Origin of the sequence: Streptomyces sp. T39, assembly GCF_008042045.1 — a bacterium.
Taxonomy (GTDB): Bacteria; Actinomycetota; Actinomycetes; order Streptomycetales; family Streptomycetaceae; genus Streptomyces.
This window is the reverse complement of record NZ_RDBP01000012.1, coordinates 2,229,314-2,244,799: the sequence shown is the minus strand read 5'-3', so window position 1 is coordinate 2,244,799 and position 15,486 is coordinate 2,229,314. Positions and strand designations below refer to the sequence as shown.

The following is a 15,486-nucleotide window of genomic DNA, read 5'->3' as shown; positions in this document are numbered from 1 at the left end:
GCCCGGTCGCACCGGCGCGCCGTACCGGATCCGGGCGCCGTGTCCCGTGCCACGCCGGACCGGCGGAGCCCCCGCCCCGGCCCGTCCCGCGGGCGCTCAGCCGAGGACCGTGTACCCGGCGTCCCGCAGCGCCGCGGCGACCTCGTCGCAGTGCTCCGGACCCTTCGTCTCCAAGTGCAGTTCCACCTCCGCCTCCGTGAGCCCGAGGCGCGGATCGGTCCGCACATGACTCACGTCGAGCACATTGGCATCCGCCACCGACAGCGTGCCCAGCAGCGCCGCCAGCGCACCGGGCCGGTCCGTCAGCCGCAGACGCAGCGAGAGGTACCTGCCCGCCGCGGCCATGCCGTGCCGCAGGATCCGCTGCATCAGCAGCGGGTCCACGTTGCCGCCGGACAGCAGTGCGACCACCGGTCCGTCGAACGACCGCGGATCGCTCAGCAGCGCGGCCACCGTGCTGGCACCGGCCGGCTCGACGACGAGCTTGGCCCGCTCCAGGCACAGCAGCAGAGCACTGGAGAGCGCGTCCTCGGAGACGGTACGGACCTCGTCCACCAGATCGCCAACGATTTTGAAGGGCACGTCCCCCGGCCGGCCGACCTTGATGCCGTCCGCCATCGTCACCGGCGTCGGGATCGACACCGGCCGCCCCGCGGCGAGCGACGGCGGATACGCCGCGGCCCCCTCCGCCTGCACGCCGATCACCTTCACGTCCGGCCGCAGCGCCTTCACCGCCACCGCGACACCGGCCGCCAGACCACCGCCGCCCATCCCGACCAGGATCGTCCGCACCTCCGGGCACTGCTCCAGGATCTCCAGCCCCAGCGTGCCCTGCCCCGCCACGATGTCCGGGTGGTCGAAGGGATGGATGAAGACCGCACCGGACTCCTGCGCGAACTCCTGCGCCCGCTCCAGCGTCTCGTCCACCACCTGCCCCACCAGCCGCACGTCCGCCCCGTACTCGCGCGTCGCCGCCACCTTCGGCAGCGGCGCACCGACCGGCATGAAGACCGTCGACCGCACTCCGAGCAGCGACGACGCCAGCGCGACACCCTGCGCGTGGTTGCCCGCCGACGCCGCGACCACCCCGGCCGCCCGCTCCTCCGGACGCAGCCCCGAGATGCGCACGTACGCGCCGCGCAGCTTGAACGAGCCGGTGCGCTGGAGGTTCTCGCACTTCAGATGGACCGGCGCACCCACCAGTGCGGACAGATGACGGCTGCCCTCCATCGGCGTCATCCGGGCGACGCCGGACAGCATCTTCTGCGCTCCCCGGACGTCGTCGAGAATCACCGGACCGAGGACCTGGGGCAGGCGGAAGCTCATGGCACAAGTCTCGCAGTTCGCCCACGGCGCCGGGCGGCCGTCCGAATCCCGGGCCGCCGGCGGCCGGATTGCGCAGCACGCCTGTACGGCACGGCACGGCCGCGTACTCTGTCCCCCACCAACCGACCACCGCACGAGAGAGCCCCCGCAGCCATGCCCACCTCACAGGACATGACGACAGATCTCGGTCCCGGCCTCCTCGATGCCCTCCAGCACCAGGTGGCCGTCTTCGCACGGCGCGCGGAGCAGACGCGCCTCGGCGGCGTCGGCCAGGTCCGCAACTCCATGGACCGCGCCGCCTACCTCCTGCTCAACCGCCTCGACCAGGAAGGCCCGATGGGCGTCAAGGCCCTCGCCGCCGGCATGGGCATCGACTCCTCCACGGTCACCCGGCAGGTCGCCCCGCTCGTCGACACCGGCCTCGTCAAGCGGACCTCGCACCCCGACGACGGCCGCGCCGTCGTCCTCCAGCTCTCCCCCCGCGGCCAGGCCCGTCTCGACGAGGTCCGCGCGTCGCGACGTGAGCTGATGCGCCAGGTCACCGACGGCTGGACCGAGAGCGAACGCGAATCGTTCTGCACCCTGCTCACCCGCTTCAACACCGCCCTCTCCGCCCGCCAGGCAGGACAGGGCACCGCGGAGGGACAGGCTCCGCCCGCCTCCTGACGGACCGCCCCGCCCCCGCCGGCACGAGCCGCGCACACCACCGCCGCCACCCCGGGGGAACCTCCCCGGGGCGCCGCGCACACGGCACCCGCCGACCCCTTGACCCCGCCGCCCGTCCGGGCCCTATATGAAGGTGTGAGCGAACGGCACTCGGCCCGTGACCGGCGCCGCGCCCGCGAATTCGACACCTTCGTGGCGGGCGCGGCCGGCCGGCTGCTCCACGTCGCCACCCTGCTCACCGCCGAACCGGTCGACGCCAACCCGGCCGCCCAGCGCCTGCTCACCGCCTCCCTGGCCCGCACCTACGCCGACTGGGACCGGCTGCGCGGCGAGGACCCGTACGACCGCACCCGCCAGGAACTGGCCCGCCGGTTCGTCCGCACCGCCTGGCGCCACCACCGCACCACCGGGGGCGTCCTCGACCGGCTCACCCCGCTGGAGCGCCTGGTCCTCGTACTGCGCGTGTACGACGCGGTCGCCGAGGAGCAGGTGGCGGCCCAGCTCGGCATCCCCGCCGACCGCGTCCGTGCCGCCTGCACCCGCGCCGTCGCCGTCATGCGCGGCGGCCCCTCCGCGCCCCGCGCCCGGCTGAGGACGGCGCCATGAGCGGCACCGAACGCAAGGAGAGCGAGGTCCGCCGGATGATGCAGGGCCCCGCCCCCGTCGTCCCCACCGACCTCGGCCTCCGCGCCGCCGCCCGCGGCGGCCGGCTGCTGCGCCGCCACCGGGCCCTGCGCAGGACCGGCCTCGTCCTCCTGCTCGCCGCGCTGCTCGCGCTCGCCGCGTGGGCCCTGGTCACCGAGCCGTGGCTGGTGCCCCCCTCCCCGACCACCCCACCCGTCACCGGCTTCTGACCCCGACCGGCGCACGGCCGGAAACGCCCCTGCCGACCGATCTATCCTGGAGGAACGGGGCCGGAACACCGGCCGAGGAGGCCCTCATGACCAGGAAAGTCGCAGACTGCCGCAACACCCCCAGCGTCTCCGGATGCACCCTCACCATCTCCGGTGAGGAAGAGGAGGTGGTCCGGGCTGCCGCGGAGCACGCCGTCTCCGTCCACGAGCACGCCGACAGCCCCGAGCTGCGCACGATGATCCGTGAATCCCTCGAGGACGAGAAGGTACCCGCCTGAGACGGCCCGGCACACACCACGGGGCCCCGGCCGCACCGCTGCGGCCGGGGCCCCGCGACACGGGCGGGCGGCTCAGCCGAGCGCCTGCGCCAGGTCCGCCAGCAGGTCGTCGGCGGCCTCGATGCCCACCGACAGGCGCACCAGGTCGCCCGGCACCTCCAGCGCCGAACCGACCACCGACGCGTGCGTCATCCGCCCCGGGTGCTCGATCAGCGACTCCACACCGCCCAGCGACTCACCCAGCGTGAACAGCTTCGCCCGGTCGCAGACCGCGACCGCCGCCGCCTCGCCGCCCTCGACCCGGAACGACACCATCCCGCCGAACGCCTTCATCTGCTTCGCCGCGACCTCGTGCCCCGGGTGCTCCGGCAGCCCCGGGTAGAGCACCTGCGTCACCTTCGGGTGCCGCGTCAGCATCTCCGCGACCCGCTCCGCGTTCTCGCTGTGCCGGTCCATGCGCACCGGCAGCGTCTTGATGCCGCGCAGCACCAGCCACGCGTCGAACGGGCCCGCGACCGCGCCCATCGCGTTCTGGTGGTAGGCCAGTTCCTCGCCCAGCTCCGCGTCCGCGGCGATCAGCGCACCGCCGACCACGTCCGAGTGACCGCCCATGTACTTCGTCAGCGAGTGCACCACCACGTCCGCGCCGAGCGCGATCGGCTGCTGGAGATACGGGCTCGCGAACGTGTTGTCCACGACGAGCTTCGCGCCCGCCGAACGCGCCACCTCCGCCACCGCCGCGATGTCCGTGATCCCCAGCAGCGGGTTCGACGGCGTCTCCACCCAGATCACCCGGGTGCGGTCGTTCACCGCGGCACGCACCGCCGCCGGGTCCGAGGTGTCCGCCACCGAGAAGTCCACACCCCAGCGCTGCACGACCTTCGCGAACAGCCGGAACGTGCCGCCGTAGGCGTCGTTCGGGATCACCACGTGCGCGCCGGGCGCGAGCAGCGTCCGCAGCAGCGCGTCCTCGGCGGCGAGGCCCGACGCGAACGCCAGACCCCGGCGGCCGCCCTCGATCGCGGCGAGGTTCTCCTCCAGGGCGGTACGCGTCGGATTCGCGCTGCGGCTGTACTCGTAGCCGCCCCGCAGACCGCCCACCCCGTCCTGCTTGTAGGTGGACACCTGGTAGATCGGAGGCACCACGGCCCCGGTCAGCGGATCGGCGGTGTTGCCCGCATGGATGGCGCGGGTCTCGAAGCTGTGCAAGCTGTGGTCGTCGCTCATGAGGCCCGAGCGTAGTCCCGCCGGAGGCCCCCCGCGGCCGGGAACCCGCCCCGGCCGCAAGGCCGGGACGGCCGGGAACCCGCCCCGGCCCGGGAGCCGGGGCGTCCGGGACAATGGAGCCATGGAGATTCTCTGGTTCCTGATCGCGATGGCCATGCTCGCCGCGGTCATCGGCCCCGTCATGATGCGCCGCCGCGGCGGCATCCGGCTCGCCGCCCCCGGTTCCCCCGACGCCGCCGACCCCGACACCTACGGCTTCGTGCGCCAGGAACTGCTCGACGTGCGCCTGCCCGGGCCCGACCAGGACCTCCTCGACGTCCTCGACGTCGTCCAGCGCACCCAGGACTGGCGCGCCGCCGCCCAACTCCTCGCCGGCACCCCCAAGGAGGGCGAGGTGCGCTGGCAGCGCGTCCAGGCCTTCGCCGGCGCCGCCTCCCTCGAACTCGCGCAGCAGCCCGGGACCGGCGGCGCGTGGCTGCGCGCCTGGCGCTCGGAGTCCCCCAAGGACGCCGGCGGCGCACAGGTCCACGCCGAATTCCTCGTCCAGCAGGCCTGGCGCACCGCCACGTCCGGCACCGACGAGTTCCGCATCATCCTGGAGGAGGCGCGCACCGTCTGCTCCGAGGCCGCGCTGCTCGCCCCGGGCGACCCGGTGCCGTACATCACCGACCTGGCCGTCGCCCGCGGACTGGGCGACTCCGCCGAGCAGTTCGACCGGCTCTGGGCGAAGGTCATCGACCGCGCACCCGACCACATGGGCGCCCACCTCGCCGCGCTCCACCACCTCTGCGAGAAGTGGCACGGCTCCCGTGAGGACGCCGACCACTTCGCCACCACCGCCGCCGCCCGCGCCCCGCGCGGCTCCCTGCTCGCCGCGCTGCCGCTCTTCGCGGTCTACGAGCACCTGCCCGAGGTCAACCTGGTCGGGAGCTTCTACCAGAGCGCCGTCGTCACCAAGGCCGTGGAGGGCGCCCTGTACGCGGTGCACTCCGCCCGCGCCGACGACCCGATGCTCGCCCATGTGCGCCACCTGCTGGTGCTCTTCCTGGTCCGCTCCGAGCGGTGGGCCGAGGCCATGAACCAGCTCGTGCACGTCGACGGCCACGTGGGCGCCCTGCCCTGGACGCACAGCAGCGACCCGGCCGCCGAGTACGCCGTCCACCGCGCGCTGGCCGTCGCCGGCTACGAGGCGAACGGCGGCAGCCCGGCGACGCTCCTGCGCTGAGGCGGCGGAATGCCGGAGGGGGCCCCGGACGTTGACACCGGAGCCCCCATCCGTGAAGGAGACACCCATGCTCTTCGGCAGCCGTACGCCCGTCCTGCCCACCCCGGAGCAGGCCCTGAAGGGCCGCCCGGAGCCGACCTTCACCGTCCCGGACCGCCACACCGTCCTGGGCAACCCCCTGCTGGGCCCGTACCCGGAGGGCCTGGAGGTCGCGGACTTCGCCCTGGGCTGTTTCTGGGGCGCCGAGCGCACGTTCTGGCAGACCCCGGGCGTGTGGACGACCCTGGTCGGCTACCAGGGCGGCCGCACCGAGAACCCGACCTACGAGGAGGCCTGCTCGGGCCTGACCGGCCACACCGAGGCCGTACGCGTGGTCTTCGACCCGTCCCGGGTCACCTACGAGCAGCTCCTGAAGCTGTTCTGGGAGTCCCACGACCCGACCCAGGGCTTCCGCCAGGGCAACGACGTGGGCACCCAGTACCGCTCCGCGATCCACACCCACTCCCCCGCCCAGGCCGCGTCGGCGGAGTCCTCCCGCGCCGCCTACCAGCAGGTCCTCAGCGGCTCCGGCTACGGCACCATCACCACGGAGATCCTCCCGGCCGAAGGCCGCCCCTTCTATCCGGCCGAGGCGTACCACCAGCAGTACCTCGACAAGAACCCGGCCGGCTACTGCGGCATCGGCGGGACGGGCGTGAGCTGCCCGATCGGCGTCGCGAAGGCCGACGGCTGAGGAGTGCTCCGCACACCGTGGCGGTGACCACCGCCGGGGGCCGCGCCGGTAGCCGAGGCGGTCGTTGACGGCCAGCATGGGGCCGTTCTCGTCGGCGACGGTCGTGCCGATCTCGCGGAGTCCGGGGCGTTCGTCGGCGAGGACGCCCATCAGATGGCGTTTGACGGCGCGTCCGAGTCCGCGGCCGCGGTGTACGGGGACGACGACGGTGTCGTACTGGAGCGCACGGGTGTCCGCCGGGTCGCGCAGCACGACCTCGGTGTACGCGGCCACGGAATCCGTCGCGGTGTGGAGCACCGCGGCGGTGTGCAGCACCCCGCCGCGCTCGGAGACCACGCGGGCGGCGGCCCGTACGCGTGCCGCGTCCCAGGCGGGGGCGGCCTGTTCGAGGTCCCCGGCGGGTGCGTCGGCCATGTCGTCGTGCGCCCGGGCGAAGGCGTCGGCCAGCGGGTCGGGCACGACCCCGGCCCAGTGGGCGTACGCGTACCCCTCGGGCAGCGCGGGCCGCACCGGGTGGGCGTCGAGGGCCGCGGCGAGGTCCTGGACGTACCACGCGAGGGGCAGGGCGTTCTCGAAGCCGCGGGCGCGGGCGAAGTCCTCGCCGGGGCCGCCGGTCTCGACGAGGGCGGAGACCGATCCGCGTCCGTCCGCGGTGAGTTCGGCGCGCACGGTCTCCCACAGCAGGGTTCCGGTGCCGCGCTTCCTGGCGCGCGGGTGGACGGCGAAGGCGTCGATGAACGCGGTGTGGCGGTTGGCCGCTTCGCCGAAGAGCACGAGCGTGGCGACGCCGTCGAAGGAGCCGTCGGCGGCGGGGACGGCGAAGTGGACGGTCCTGGTGCCGGCGGAGGGCTTGCGCAGGCGTCCGGCGCTGTCGGTCCGGGAGGGCGGCGGCACGCTGTCCGGGAGGTCGTTCAGATGGGCGGCGCGCAGGACCGCGTGCCAGTGGTCGACGTCTGCGTCGGTGGGGGCGGCGGGCAGGCGGGTGACGGTCATGCGGTGGACGGTACGTCGGGTGTCCGGGCGGCGCAGGTGAATTACGCGGCGGGCGGGTGCGGGCGGACACGGCGAAGGCGGCGGCCCCGTCGAACGGGGCCGCCGCCTTCGCGGAGGTGTGCGCGGATCAGACGGCGGAGCCGGCCTTCCACTGCGACCAGGCCATGTTCCAGCCGTTGAGGCCGTTGTCGGGCTGGATCACCTTGTCCTTGGAGTTCTTGACGATCACGACGTCGCCGATGAGCGAGTTGTCGTAGAACCAGGCGGCGGCCTGGTTCGGGTCGCCGGCGCCCTTGACGTCGTTCAGGCCGACGCAGCCGTGGCTGGTGTTGGCGTTGCCGAACACGGAGTCGGCACCCCAGTAGTTGCCGTGGATGAAGGTGCCGGACGTGGACAGGCGCATGGCGTGCGGGACGTCCTTGATGTCGTACTCGCCCTTGCCGTCGTCGTCGGTGAAGCCGACGGTGGCGCCGTTCATCCGGGTCTCCTTGAACTTCTCGGAGATCACCATCTGACCGTTGTAGGTCGGGTTGTCGGGCGAGCCGGCGGAGATCGGGATGGACCTCACGGTCTTGCCGTCCTGGGTGACCGTCATGGTCTTGGTGGCGACGTCGACGGTGGAGACCTGGTTGCGGCCGATCTTGAAGGTGACGGTCTTCTGCTGGACGCCGAAGACACCGTCCGCGCCCTCGACGCCGTCGAGGGCGAGCTTCAGGGTGACCGTGGAGTTCTCGGTCCAGTACTGGTCCGGACGGAAGTCCAGGCGCTGGTTGCTGAACCAGTGGCCGACGACCTCCTGGCCGGCGCTGGAGGTGACGGTGATGCCGGACTGGACGGCCTTGCGGTCGGTGATCGCCTTGTTGAAGTTGATCGAGACCGGCATGCCGACGCCGACGGTGGAGCCGTCCTCGGGCGTGAAGTTGCCGATGAAGCTGTTGTCCGGCGACACGGTGGTGAAGGAGGAGTTCTCGTGGGCCTCGAGACCCGCGGAGTCCTTCGCCGTGGCGGCGATCTTGTAGGTGGTGGAGCGCTTCAGCGGGGCGGCGGGCTTCCAGCTCTTGCCGTCGCCCGCGAGGGTGCCCTCGACGGGGGTGCCGTCGGCCGTGGTCATGGTGACCTCGGTCAGCGTGCCGTCCGTGACGGTGACCTTGGCGGCGTTGTTGATGCTGGCGTTGTCGGAGCCGTTCTTCGGCGAGATCGCTATTCGGGCCTTGGAGACCTCCTTGGCGGCCGCCTCGTCCACCTGGGCCTGTGACGACTTCGAGCTGTCGGCGGAGCCGGCGCCCTTGTCGCCGTCACTGCAGGCGGAAAGCACCATCACGCCGCCGAGCACCGCGGACGCGACCATGAGGCCCCTGCGCCGCTTGCTGTCCGTCATCACACGCTTCTCCATCGTTGCCGATTCCCCTGACCGTCACTACGGACAATCCCCATAACGGGGCATCCGGTTCCACATCCGCAAGGGATGTGGGCAAGAACACTGCCGCCGACGTGACCCCCGACACAACCGGCGTCCGCCTCGTCGATGTGATCGACGCGGCTTTTCGCCCGCCGGTTGCAGCGGAGCCCCCACTGTGAGGCACGCGACTGGCCTGCCTCCGGTTCGCCTGCCCGACGATCCGGATCCGAAGCATGCCGACCGGGCCCCGGGCCGCGGCCGGCCGGTCGCGGGGATCCGCGGGCCCGCCGCGCATCCCCCTCCATCATCCCCCGTGCCGGACCCGCCCCCGTACCGGGTCCGGCCGTTCACGACCCGGATCATCGGACCCGGGCGGTGTCACCGTCCTCGGCACCGGCGCCGTCCTCGTCGTCCTCGTCGTCCTCGTCGTCGGAGCCGTCCTCGTCGTCCGCGTCGTCCGCGTCGTCGTCGAGCTCCCACTCCTCGTCGTCCGGGTCGTAGTCGATCTGCTCGCTGCTCCAGGACGCCTGGGCCAGATCCACCCCGGGGACCTCGGCGACCAGGTCGAACGGGTCGACGAGGTACGCCAGCGCCTCCGCCTCGTCCTCGCGCACCGAGGTGCGGGCGTGCGCGCGCTCGTCGTCCGGCATGAACTCGTCCGCGGCGATCCGCTCCAGCGCGGCCTCCGTCAGGGCCTGCGGCTCCTCGATCTCCAGCACCAGCTCCACGCGCAGGCGCACAAACCGTGATGTCTCAGAAGTGCTCATGGACCGGAGCGTAGGGGGCCGGACCCCGCCGCTTTCCCACGACCCGCTGCGTTCACTAGCATCAGCGCACCCACCGATTCGACGATGTCTCAAAGGGGATCGAGTTCGTGTCCGTCGCACGTCGACCGCTGCTGACCGCGACCGCCGCAGGGAGCCTCCTGTGCGCGCTGTGGTTCGTCCCTTCGGCGAATGCGACCGCCGAGAGACCGGGCGGCGGCCGGGAGCTCACGGCGGCCGCCTCCGCCGCTGCCCCGGCCCCGGCGCAGGCGCCGGCCTCCGGCGAGGAGCTGCGGCTGGCGGAGACGGGCAGCGTGGACACCGTGCCGTACGTGATCGGCGGCTCGGCCTTCCTCGCGGTCGGCGCGGGACTCGTGACGTACTCGGCGCGCCGGAGCCACGCCTACGCGCTCTGAGGGCTCCGGCGGACGGCCCGGCGCCCACGGCGTCCCGCTCGCGACGCCGCGGACCGCGCGCACATCCGCCCGCGGGCTCGCACGCCCCGGGCCCGGATGCCGCCCGCCTCCGCTCGCGGCCCGCGGGCGTCCCGGCACCGGGCGGCGCGTCCGCCCGCGGGACCCGCGCACGTCCGCCCCGGGCCGCGCGATGCGGACCGGGGCGGTGGGCGGGCGTCCGGGTCAGGCGAGGGGGCCGGTGACCGGCTCCACGGCCGCGAGAAGCTTCCCGTCCCGTACGAAGGCGTCCGCCGCCTCCAGGTCGGGCGCGAGGAAGCGGTCGGGGCCCGGGCCCTCGACGCCCGCGGCGCGCAGGGCGGCGATGGCCGCCCGGGAGGCCGGGGCGGGGGTCAGATGGCGCCGCAGCTCGATGGCGCGGGTGGCCGCGTACAGCTCGACGGCGACGATCCGGTTGAGGTTGCCGATCGCGGTGCGCAGCTTGCGCGCGGCGGACCAGCCCATGGAGACGTGGTCCTCCTGCATGGCGGAGGACGGGATGGAGTCCGCCGACGCCGGGACGGCGAGCCGCTTCATCTCGCTGACCAGGGCGGCCTGGGTGTACTGGGCGATCATCAGACCGGAGTCGACGCCGGCGTCGTCGGCGAGGAACGGCGGCAGGCCGTGCGAGCGGTTCTTGTCGAGCAGCCGGTCCGTGCGGCGCTCGGCGATGGATCCGAGGTCCGCGGCGGCGATGGCGAGGAAGTCGAGCACGTAGGCGACGGGCGCCCCGTGGAAGTTGCCGTTGGACTCGACCCGGCCGTCGGGCAGGACCACCGGGTTGTCGACGGCCGAGGCCAGCTCGCGGTCGGCGACCAGGCGGGCGTGCGCCATGGTGTCCCGGCCGGCGCCCGCGACCTGCGGGGCGCAGCGCACCGAGTAGGCGTCCTGGACGCGCGGTGCGGCCTCCTCCTGGAAGTGGCCGGTGAGGCCGGAGCCCTCCAGGACGGCGAGCATGTTGGCGGCGGACGCGCCCTGGCCGGGATGCGGCCGGATGGCGTGCAGCTCGGGCGCGAGGACGCGCTCGGTGCCGAGCAGGGCCTCCAGGGAGAGGGCCGCGGTGATGTCGGCGGACTTGTAGAGCCGGTCGAGGTCCGCGAGGGCCATGATCAGCATGCCGAGCATGCCGTCGGTGCCGTTGAGGAGCGCGAGGCCCTCCTTCTCGCGGAGTTCGACCGGCTGGAGGCCGTGGGCGGCGAGCAGCTCGCCGGCGGGCCGCACGGTGCCGTCGGGGCCCTCGGCGTCGCCTTCGCCCATGAGGGCGAGGGCGCAGTGCGAGAGGGGCGCGAGGTCGCCGGAGCAGCCGAGGGACCCGTACTCGTGGACGACGGGGGTGATGCCCGCGTTCAGCAGGTCGGCCATGGCCCGGGCGACCTCGGGGCGGACGCCGGTGCGGCCCGAGCAGACGGTCTTCAGGCGCAGGAACATCAGCGCGCGCACCACCTCGCGCTCGACGCGCGGGCCCATGCCGGCGGCGTGCGAGCGGACGATGTTGCGCTGGAGCTGGGCGCGGAGCTCGGGGCTGATGTGCCGGGTGGCGAGGGCGCCGAATCCGGTGGAGACGCCGTAGACGGGCTCGGGCTTGGCGGCCAGGGCGTCCACGACGGCACGGGCCGCGGCGAGCGCGGCGACGGCTTCGGCGGCGATCTCGACGCGGGCGCCCCGGCGGGCGACGGCGACGACGTCATCGGCGGTGGTCCCGGACGTCCCCACCACGACAGTGTGCATATCCATATTCAGAAGCCTACGGACTGAATCCCAACCTGTCACCAGTACGGGTCGGCTCCGCCCCTTACGGACCACGCGCACGCCGCCTGCCTGCGGGAACGGCCTCCCAGGGACACCGGGGCGGCCACGGCGCTCAGGGCTCGCTCCAGGGCTCGCGCGCCTCGGCGTCGTCCTCCGGGCTGGCGTCGCGGAAGCGGCGGCGGTCCTGCGGTGCGCGCGGCGGGGAGTCGGCGAGACGCAGCACCGTGCCGTCCCGGCCTGCCACGACGGGGCCCGCGGAGCGCGCCGCCTTGGCCCGGTACTGCGCGGCGTCGGCCAGCCGGAACAGCCGGCGGCCGGAGACCACCTGCCCGATCGGATCGCCGGTCGACGCGATCCCGCAGGCCACTCCGGCGCCGAGCTCCAGCTCTCCGGCGCGCACGCACAGTTCGGCGGCGGCCGCGATCACGTCGTCGGCGGGCGGGCCCTCGGCCACCAGACAGAATTCGTCACCCCCGAGCCGGGCGGAGAGGGCTCCCGGCAGCATCGCGCCGCAGCGCGAGAGCACCGAGCCGAACCGCTCCAGCAGCCGGTCGCCGACGGAATGTCCGAGGGTGTCGTTGACCTGCTTGAGCCCGTTGAGGTCGCACACCACCAGGCTGACCACGGTGCCGTCCCTGCGGTGCCGCTCCAGTGCCTCGTCCAGCCGGCTGTCGACGGCCCGGCGGTTGGCGAGCCCGGTCAGCGGGTCGGTGAAGGCGAGCCGGCGGACCTCCTCCAGACGCTCGGTCTGGGCGATGCCGGCGGCCACGACCGAGGCGAGGACGGTCGCGAAGTCGGCGTCCTCGCGGCCGAAGACGGGCGCGCCGACCGGCCGGGCCACGTACAGCTCGCCCCAGGCCCGCCCGTGCAGCACGATCGGGGCGACCACGCAGCATCCGCGGCCGCGGCGGCGCAGGGCGGAGACGCGCTGGTGGCAGTAGCCGTGGCCGTCGGTGGCGGGCCCGTCGGCGGTCTCCACCCAGGCATCCGGCTCGCCCCCGCCCGCCCACTGCTCGTGGAGGAACTCGGTGATCTCGGGGAAACGATTCACCGGGTACGTCTCGGACTCGGGGAACTCCTCCTCGCCCTCGGCCCGTTGCCCGGCGTTGACGAGCACCTTGAGCCGGCCGCGCTCCCGCTCCCAGACGGAGAGCGCCCCGAACGTGCTGTCGAGGGCGACACACGCCCCGAGCGCCGCGGCCCGCCAGGACTCGCGGGGAGTGTGGGCGGCCGCCATCGCCTGCGCCAGCGCCACCACGGCCCGCAACCGCTGATCCTCACCCATCACCCCAGCTTAGGGAGGTTTGCCCCGCTTCGACCGGTGACGCGTCCCCAGGGGGCGGAGCGGGACACCTCCAGCCCGTCCGGCGCGCCGCCCCCTGGGGACGCGTCACCGGTCGAAGCGGGGCAAACCTCCCTAAGCTGGGGTGATGGGTGAGGATCAGCGGTTGCGGGCCGTGGTGGCGCTGGCGCAGGCGATGGCGCGGATCTCCGCCCCGCACCCCGCGCCGCGAACACCGGCGAGGCCGAAAGGTGACCCGGCCCCGCGGCCCGCCCCGCCGGGGGCTACTCCCCCGGCCAGTTCGGGCGGCGCTTCTCGTTGAAGGCGGCGACGCCCTCGGCGCGGTCGCCGGAGAAGGCCGTGGCACGCCAGGCCGCGTCCTCGACCTCCAGGCCGGCACGCAGGTCGAGGCCCTGGCCCAGGCGCATCGCCTTCTTCGCATTGCGCAGCCCCACGGGCGAGTTGACGGCCATGCGGGCGGCCAGCGCAAGGGCCTCGGCGCGGGCGTCGTCGGCGAGGACGTCGACCAGGCCCAGTTCGCGGGCCTCCGCGGCCTCCACCCGGCGTGCGGTGAAGACGAGTTCCGCGGCGCGCGCCGCACCGACGCGGCGGGGCAGCAGCTGGGTGCCGCCGCCCCCGGGGATGACGCCGACGGAGACCTCGGGCAGGCCCACCACCGCGGTCGCGTCGGCGACGATCACGTCGCAGGAGAGCGCCAGCTCGAACCCGCCGCCGAGAGCGAACCCGTGCACGGCCGCGACCGTGGGCATGGGCAGTTCCAGCACACCGGTGTAGGCGCCGCGCGCGGTGGGGCGCTGACGCACGAGGTCGGCGTCGGAGAAGGAGTTGCGCTCCTTGAGGTCGGCGCCGACGCAGAAGGCGCGCTCGCTGCTGGAGGTCAGCACGGTGACGCGGACGTCCCGGTCGGCGGCGAGCGCCGCGCAGGCCGCGCCGATGGAGACGGCCATGTCCGTGGACACGGCGTTCATGGCCTTCGGCCGGTCAAGCACCAGCTCGGCGACATGGCCCTGCTCGTGCCTGCGTACCGCGACGAACTCCCCGAACCTCTGCTCGGACTCCGGCATGACGGCCCACCCTCCCGGTTAACGATGGTTCACGGGGATCATAGGACCCCCGCGCCCGGCCGGTCCCGGGCGGTCGTCACCGGCCCGCCGTCACCCCGCCGGCCTGCGCCCCAGCAGCCACGGCTCCACCACGCCGAGGCCGCGCACGGGGCGCTGCCACATCGGCTGGAGGCCGTAGCGGTAGGGCGACGGCTCGTCGCTCTCCTTCTCCGCGGCCGCCGCCTCCGCCTCCGAGGCGGGCGCGTCGCCGGTCCTGATCAGCTCCTCGGCGAAGGCGCCGTCCACCAGCACCGCGTCCTTCGGCGCTATCGAGGTGAGCCGGCTCGCCAGGTTCACCGTCGTGCCGAACACATCGCCCATCCGGGTGGTGACCGTGCCGAAGGCGATGCCCACGCGCAGGGCGGGCATCGTCTCGTCCTGGGTCATCGCGTCGATCAGTCTCAGTGCGATCTCGGCGGCGGTGCGCGCGTCGTCCGCCGCGTAGAGGACCTCGTCGCCCAGGGTCTTGATCAGCCGGCCGCCGTGCGCGGCCACCAGGTCGGCGCAGGTCGTCTCGAACGACTCGACCAGCTCGCCCAGTTCCTCCTCCTCCAGACGGCGGGTCAGCCGGGTGAAGCCCACGAGGTCGGCGAAGCCGACGGCCAGCCGGCGGTCCACCATCTCCTCGTCGTCGGCGGCCTGCACCACGCGTCCGGTGGCCGCGGCGAGCTGGCGCCGCCAGACGTAGACGAGGAACTCCTCCAGTTCCGGCAGCAGCAGTTCGACCAGGGGGTAGGTGACCTCGGTGCGGGTCATGCCCGGCTCGGGCGGCTCGGTCAGGCCCTCCAGGAACGAGTCGATCTGCCATTCGGCGAGCCGGGCGGTGGTCTGCCCGGTGGAGCGCGCCACCTGGATCGCCATCGGCTCGCTGAGCAGCCCCGCCTCCACCAGACCGGCGAGCCGCCGCAGGGCGAGCACGTCGGCCTCGGTGAGCGCCTTGGCCTGGCCGATGTCGGCGAAGCCCATGGCGCGCCAGAAGCGCGAGGCCAGGTCCATCGAGACGCCGGCGGTGCGGGCCGCCTGGAAGGGGGTGTAGCGGCGCTCGGCGCCGAGGATCAGCTGCTCCAGGCGGATGGCCAGGGGGTCGTCGGACGGCTCCGCCGTGTGGTCGACCTCGTGGTGCGGCGGGTGCACGGCACCCGGGGGGCCCGATGACGGTGAGGACGCGCCCGCGGAGTCCCGCGGCTGCTGCGCGCCCGCGCCGGAAGTGGTGTCGTCGACGGTCACCAGCCGCCTCCTGCCCGTTCCCTGCGCACGTACCTGCCGATCTGTCGCTCGATCGCCTCAACGATACGGCAGGTGTGCCCCAGCTCACGTCCCGGCGACGGACCCGGCCCGCGCCGCATCCGGTATACGGCGTACGCGGTGCGTGCTCACAGCGCGTGCGCACGGCGGCGGTGCACGGCCACAGCCC

The 15,486-nt window shown here is 73.8% G+C and carries 15 protein-coding genes and 1 pseudogene; 7 read left to right on the top strand and 9 right to left on the bottom strand.

What is annotated here, in order from left to right:
• Positions 1-96: 96 nt before the first annotated feature.
• Positions 97-1,326 carry a threonine ammonia-lyase gene (gene ilvA, locus EAO77_RS11225; protein ID WP_147987864.1) on the bottom strand — a complete coding sequence of 410 codons (1,230 nt, stop codon included), beginning with the start codon at positions 1,324-1,326 and terminating at the stop codon, positions 97-99.
• A 153-nt stretch (positions 1,327-1,479) separates the two neighbouring features.
• Between ilvA and EAO77_RS11220 the strand changes: the two genes are divergently transcribed.
• From EAO77_RS11220 to EAO77_RS11205, 4 genes are all read left to right on the top strand, one after another.
• Complete coding sequence (locus EAO77_RS11220; protein ID WP_147987863.1) at positions 1,480-1,992, top strand: MarR family winged helix-turn-helix transcriptional regulator; 513 nt, start codon at positions 1,480-1,482, stop codon at positions 1,990-1,992.
• Between the two features lie 135 nt (positions 1,993-2,127).
• Positions 2,128-2,598, top strand: coding sequence for a sigma factor-like helix-turn-helix DNA-binding protein (locus EAO77_RS11215; protein ID WP_147987862.1), 471 nt, complete (start codon positions 2,128-2,130; stop codon positions 2,596-2,598).
• On the top strand, positions 2,595-2,846 hold the full coding sequence (locus EAO77_RS11210) for a hypothetical protein (protein ID WP_147987861.1): 252 nt from the start codon (positions 2,595-2,597) through the stop codon (positions 2,844-2,846). Before EAO77_RS11215 ends, EAO77_RS11210 begins: the two co-directional genes overlap by 4 nt.
• Before the next feature lie 86 nt (positions 2,847-2,932).
• Positions 2,933-3,124: a DUF1059 domain-containing protein gene (locus tag EAO77_RS11205; protein WP_147987860.1), complete on the top strand. Its 192-nt coding sequence runs from the start codon at positions 2,933-2,935 to the stop codon at positions 3,122-3,124.
• Positions 3,125-3,196: 72 nt separating this feature from the next.
• On the opposite strand, the gene EAO77_RS11200 is transcribed toward EAO77_RS11205, so the two are convergent.
• Entirely contained in the window at positions 3,197-4,351 is a 1,155-nt protein-coding gene (locus EAO77_RS11200) for a cystathionine gamma-synthase (RefSeq protein ID WP_147987859.1), read from the bottom strand.
• Between the two features lie 121 nt (positions 4,352-4,472).
• Here EAO77_RS11200 and EAO77_RS11195 point away from each other — a divergent pair, with 121 nt between their 5' ends.
• The gene (locus EAO77_RS11195) at positions 4,473-5,576 is read left to right on the top strand and encodes a hypothetical protein (RefSeq protein ID WP_147987858.1); all 1,104 of its coding nucleotides are present in this window, start codon (positions 4,473-4,475) and stop codon (positions 5,574-5,576) included.
• Positions 5,577-5,643: 67 nt separating this feature from the next.
• Positions 5,644-6,309 carry a peptide-methionine (S)-S-oxide reductase MsrA gene (gene msrA, locus EAO77_RS11190; protein WP_147987857.1) on the top strand — a complete coding sequence of 222 codons (666 nt, stop codon included), beginning with the start codon at positions 5,644-5,646 and terminating at the stop codon, positions 6,307-6,309.
• A gap of 642 nt (positions 6,310-6,951) precedes the next feature.
• Here msrA and EAO77_RS41280 read toward each other — a convergent pair.
• The 3 genes and pseudogenes from EAO77_RS41280 to EAO77_RS11180 form a co-directional block, all read right to left on the bottom strand.
• A pseudogene (locus EAO77_RS41280) lies at positions 6,952-7,302 on the bottom strand (GNAT family N-acetyltransferase); the annotation flags it as partial.
• Between the two features lie 127 nt (positions 7,303-7,429).
• Entirely contained in the window at positions 7,430-8,695 is a 1,266-nt protein-coding gene (locus EAO77_RS11185) for an Ig-like domain-containing protein (RefSeq protein WP_147987856.1), read from the bottom strand.
• A 365-nt stretch (positions 8,696-9,060) separates the two neighbouring features.
• Positions 9,061-9,468, bottom strand: a complete 408-nt coding sequence (locus tag EAO77_RS11180) for a hypothetical protein (RefSeq protein ID WP_261993864.1) — start codon at positions 9,466-9,468, stop codon at positions 9,061-9,063.
• A gap of 107 nt (positions 9,469-9,575) precedes the next feature.
• On the opposite strand from EAO77_RS11180, the gene EAO77_RS11175 reads away from it, so the two are divergent.
• The gene (locus tag EAO77_RS11175; RefSeq protein ID WP_147987854.1) at positions 9,576-9,881 is read left to right on the top strand and encodes a hypothetical protein; all 306 of its coding nucleotides are present in this window, start codon (positions 9,576-9,578) and stop codon (positions 9,879-9,881) included.
• A gap of 222 nt (positions 9,882-10,103) precedes the next feature.
• Here EAO77_RS11175 and hutH read toward each other — a convergent pair whose 3' ends face one another.
• The 4 genes from hutH to EAO77_RS11155 form a co-directional block, all read right to left on the bottom strand.
• On the bottom strand, positions 10,104-11,645 hold the full coding sequence (gene hutH / locus EAO77_RS11170) for a histidine ammonia-lyase (protein WP_147989079.1): 1,542 nt from the start codon (positions 11,643-11,645) through the stop codon (positions 10,104-10,106).
• 133 nt (positions 11,646-11,778) lie between these two features.
• The gene (locus EAO77_RS11165; RefSeq protein WP_147987853.1) at positions 11,779-12,951 is read right to left on the bottom strand and encodes a diguanylate cyclase domain-containing protein; all 1,173 of its coding nucleotides are present in this window, start codon (positions 12,949-12,951) and stop codon (positions 11,779-11,781) included.
• Between the two features lie 281 nt (positions 12,952-13,232).
• Positions 13,233-14,033, bottom strand: a complete 801-nt coding sequence (locus EAO77_RS11160; RefSeq protein WP_147987852.1) for an enoyl-CoA hydratase/isomerase family protein — start codon at positions 14,031-14,033, stop codon at positions 13,233-13,235.
• A gap of 90 nt (positions 14,034-14,123) precedes the next feature.
• A complete protein-coding gene (locus EAO77_RS11155; protein ID WP_147987851.1) occupies positions 14,124-15,299 on the bottom strand; it encodes an adenylate/guanylate cyclase domain-containing protein in 1,176 nt (391 codons plus the stop codon).
• Between the last annotated feature and the right edge of the window lie 187 nt (positions 15,300-15,486).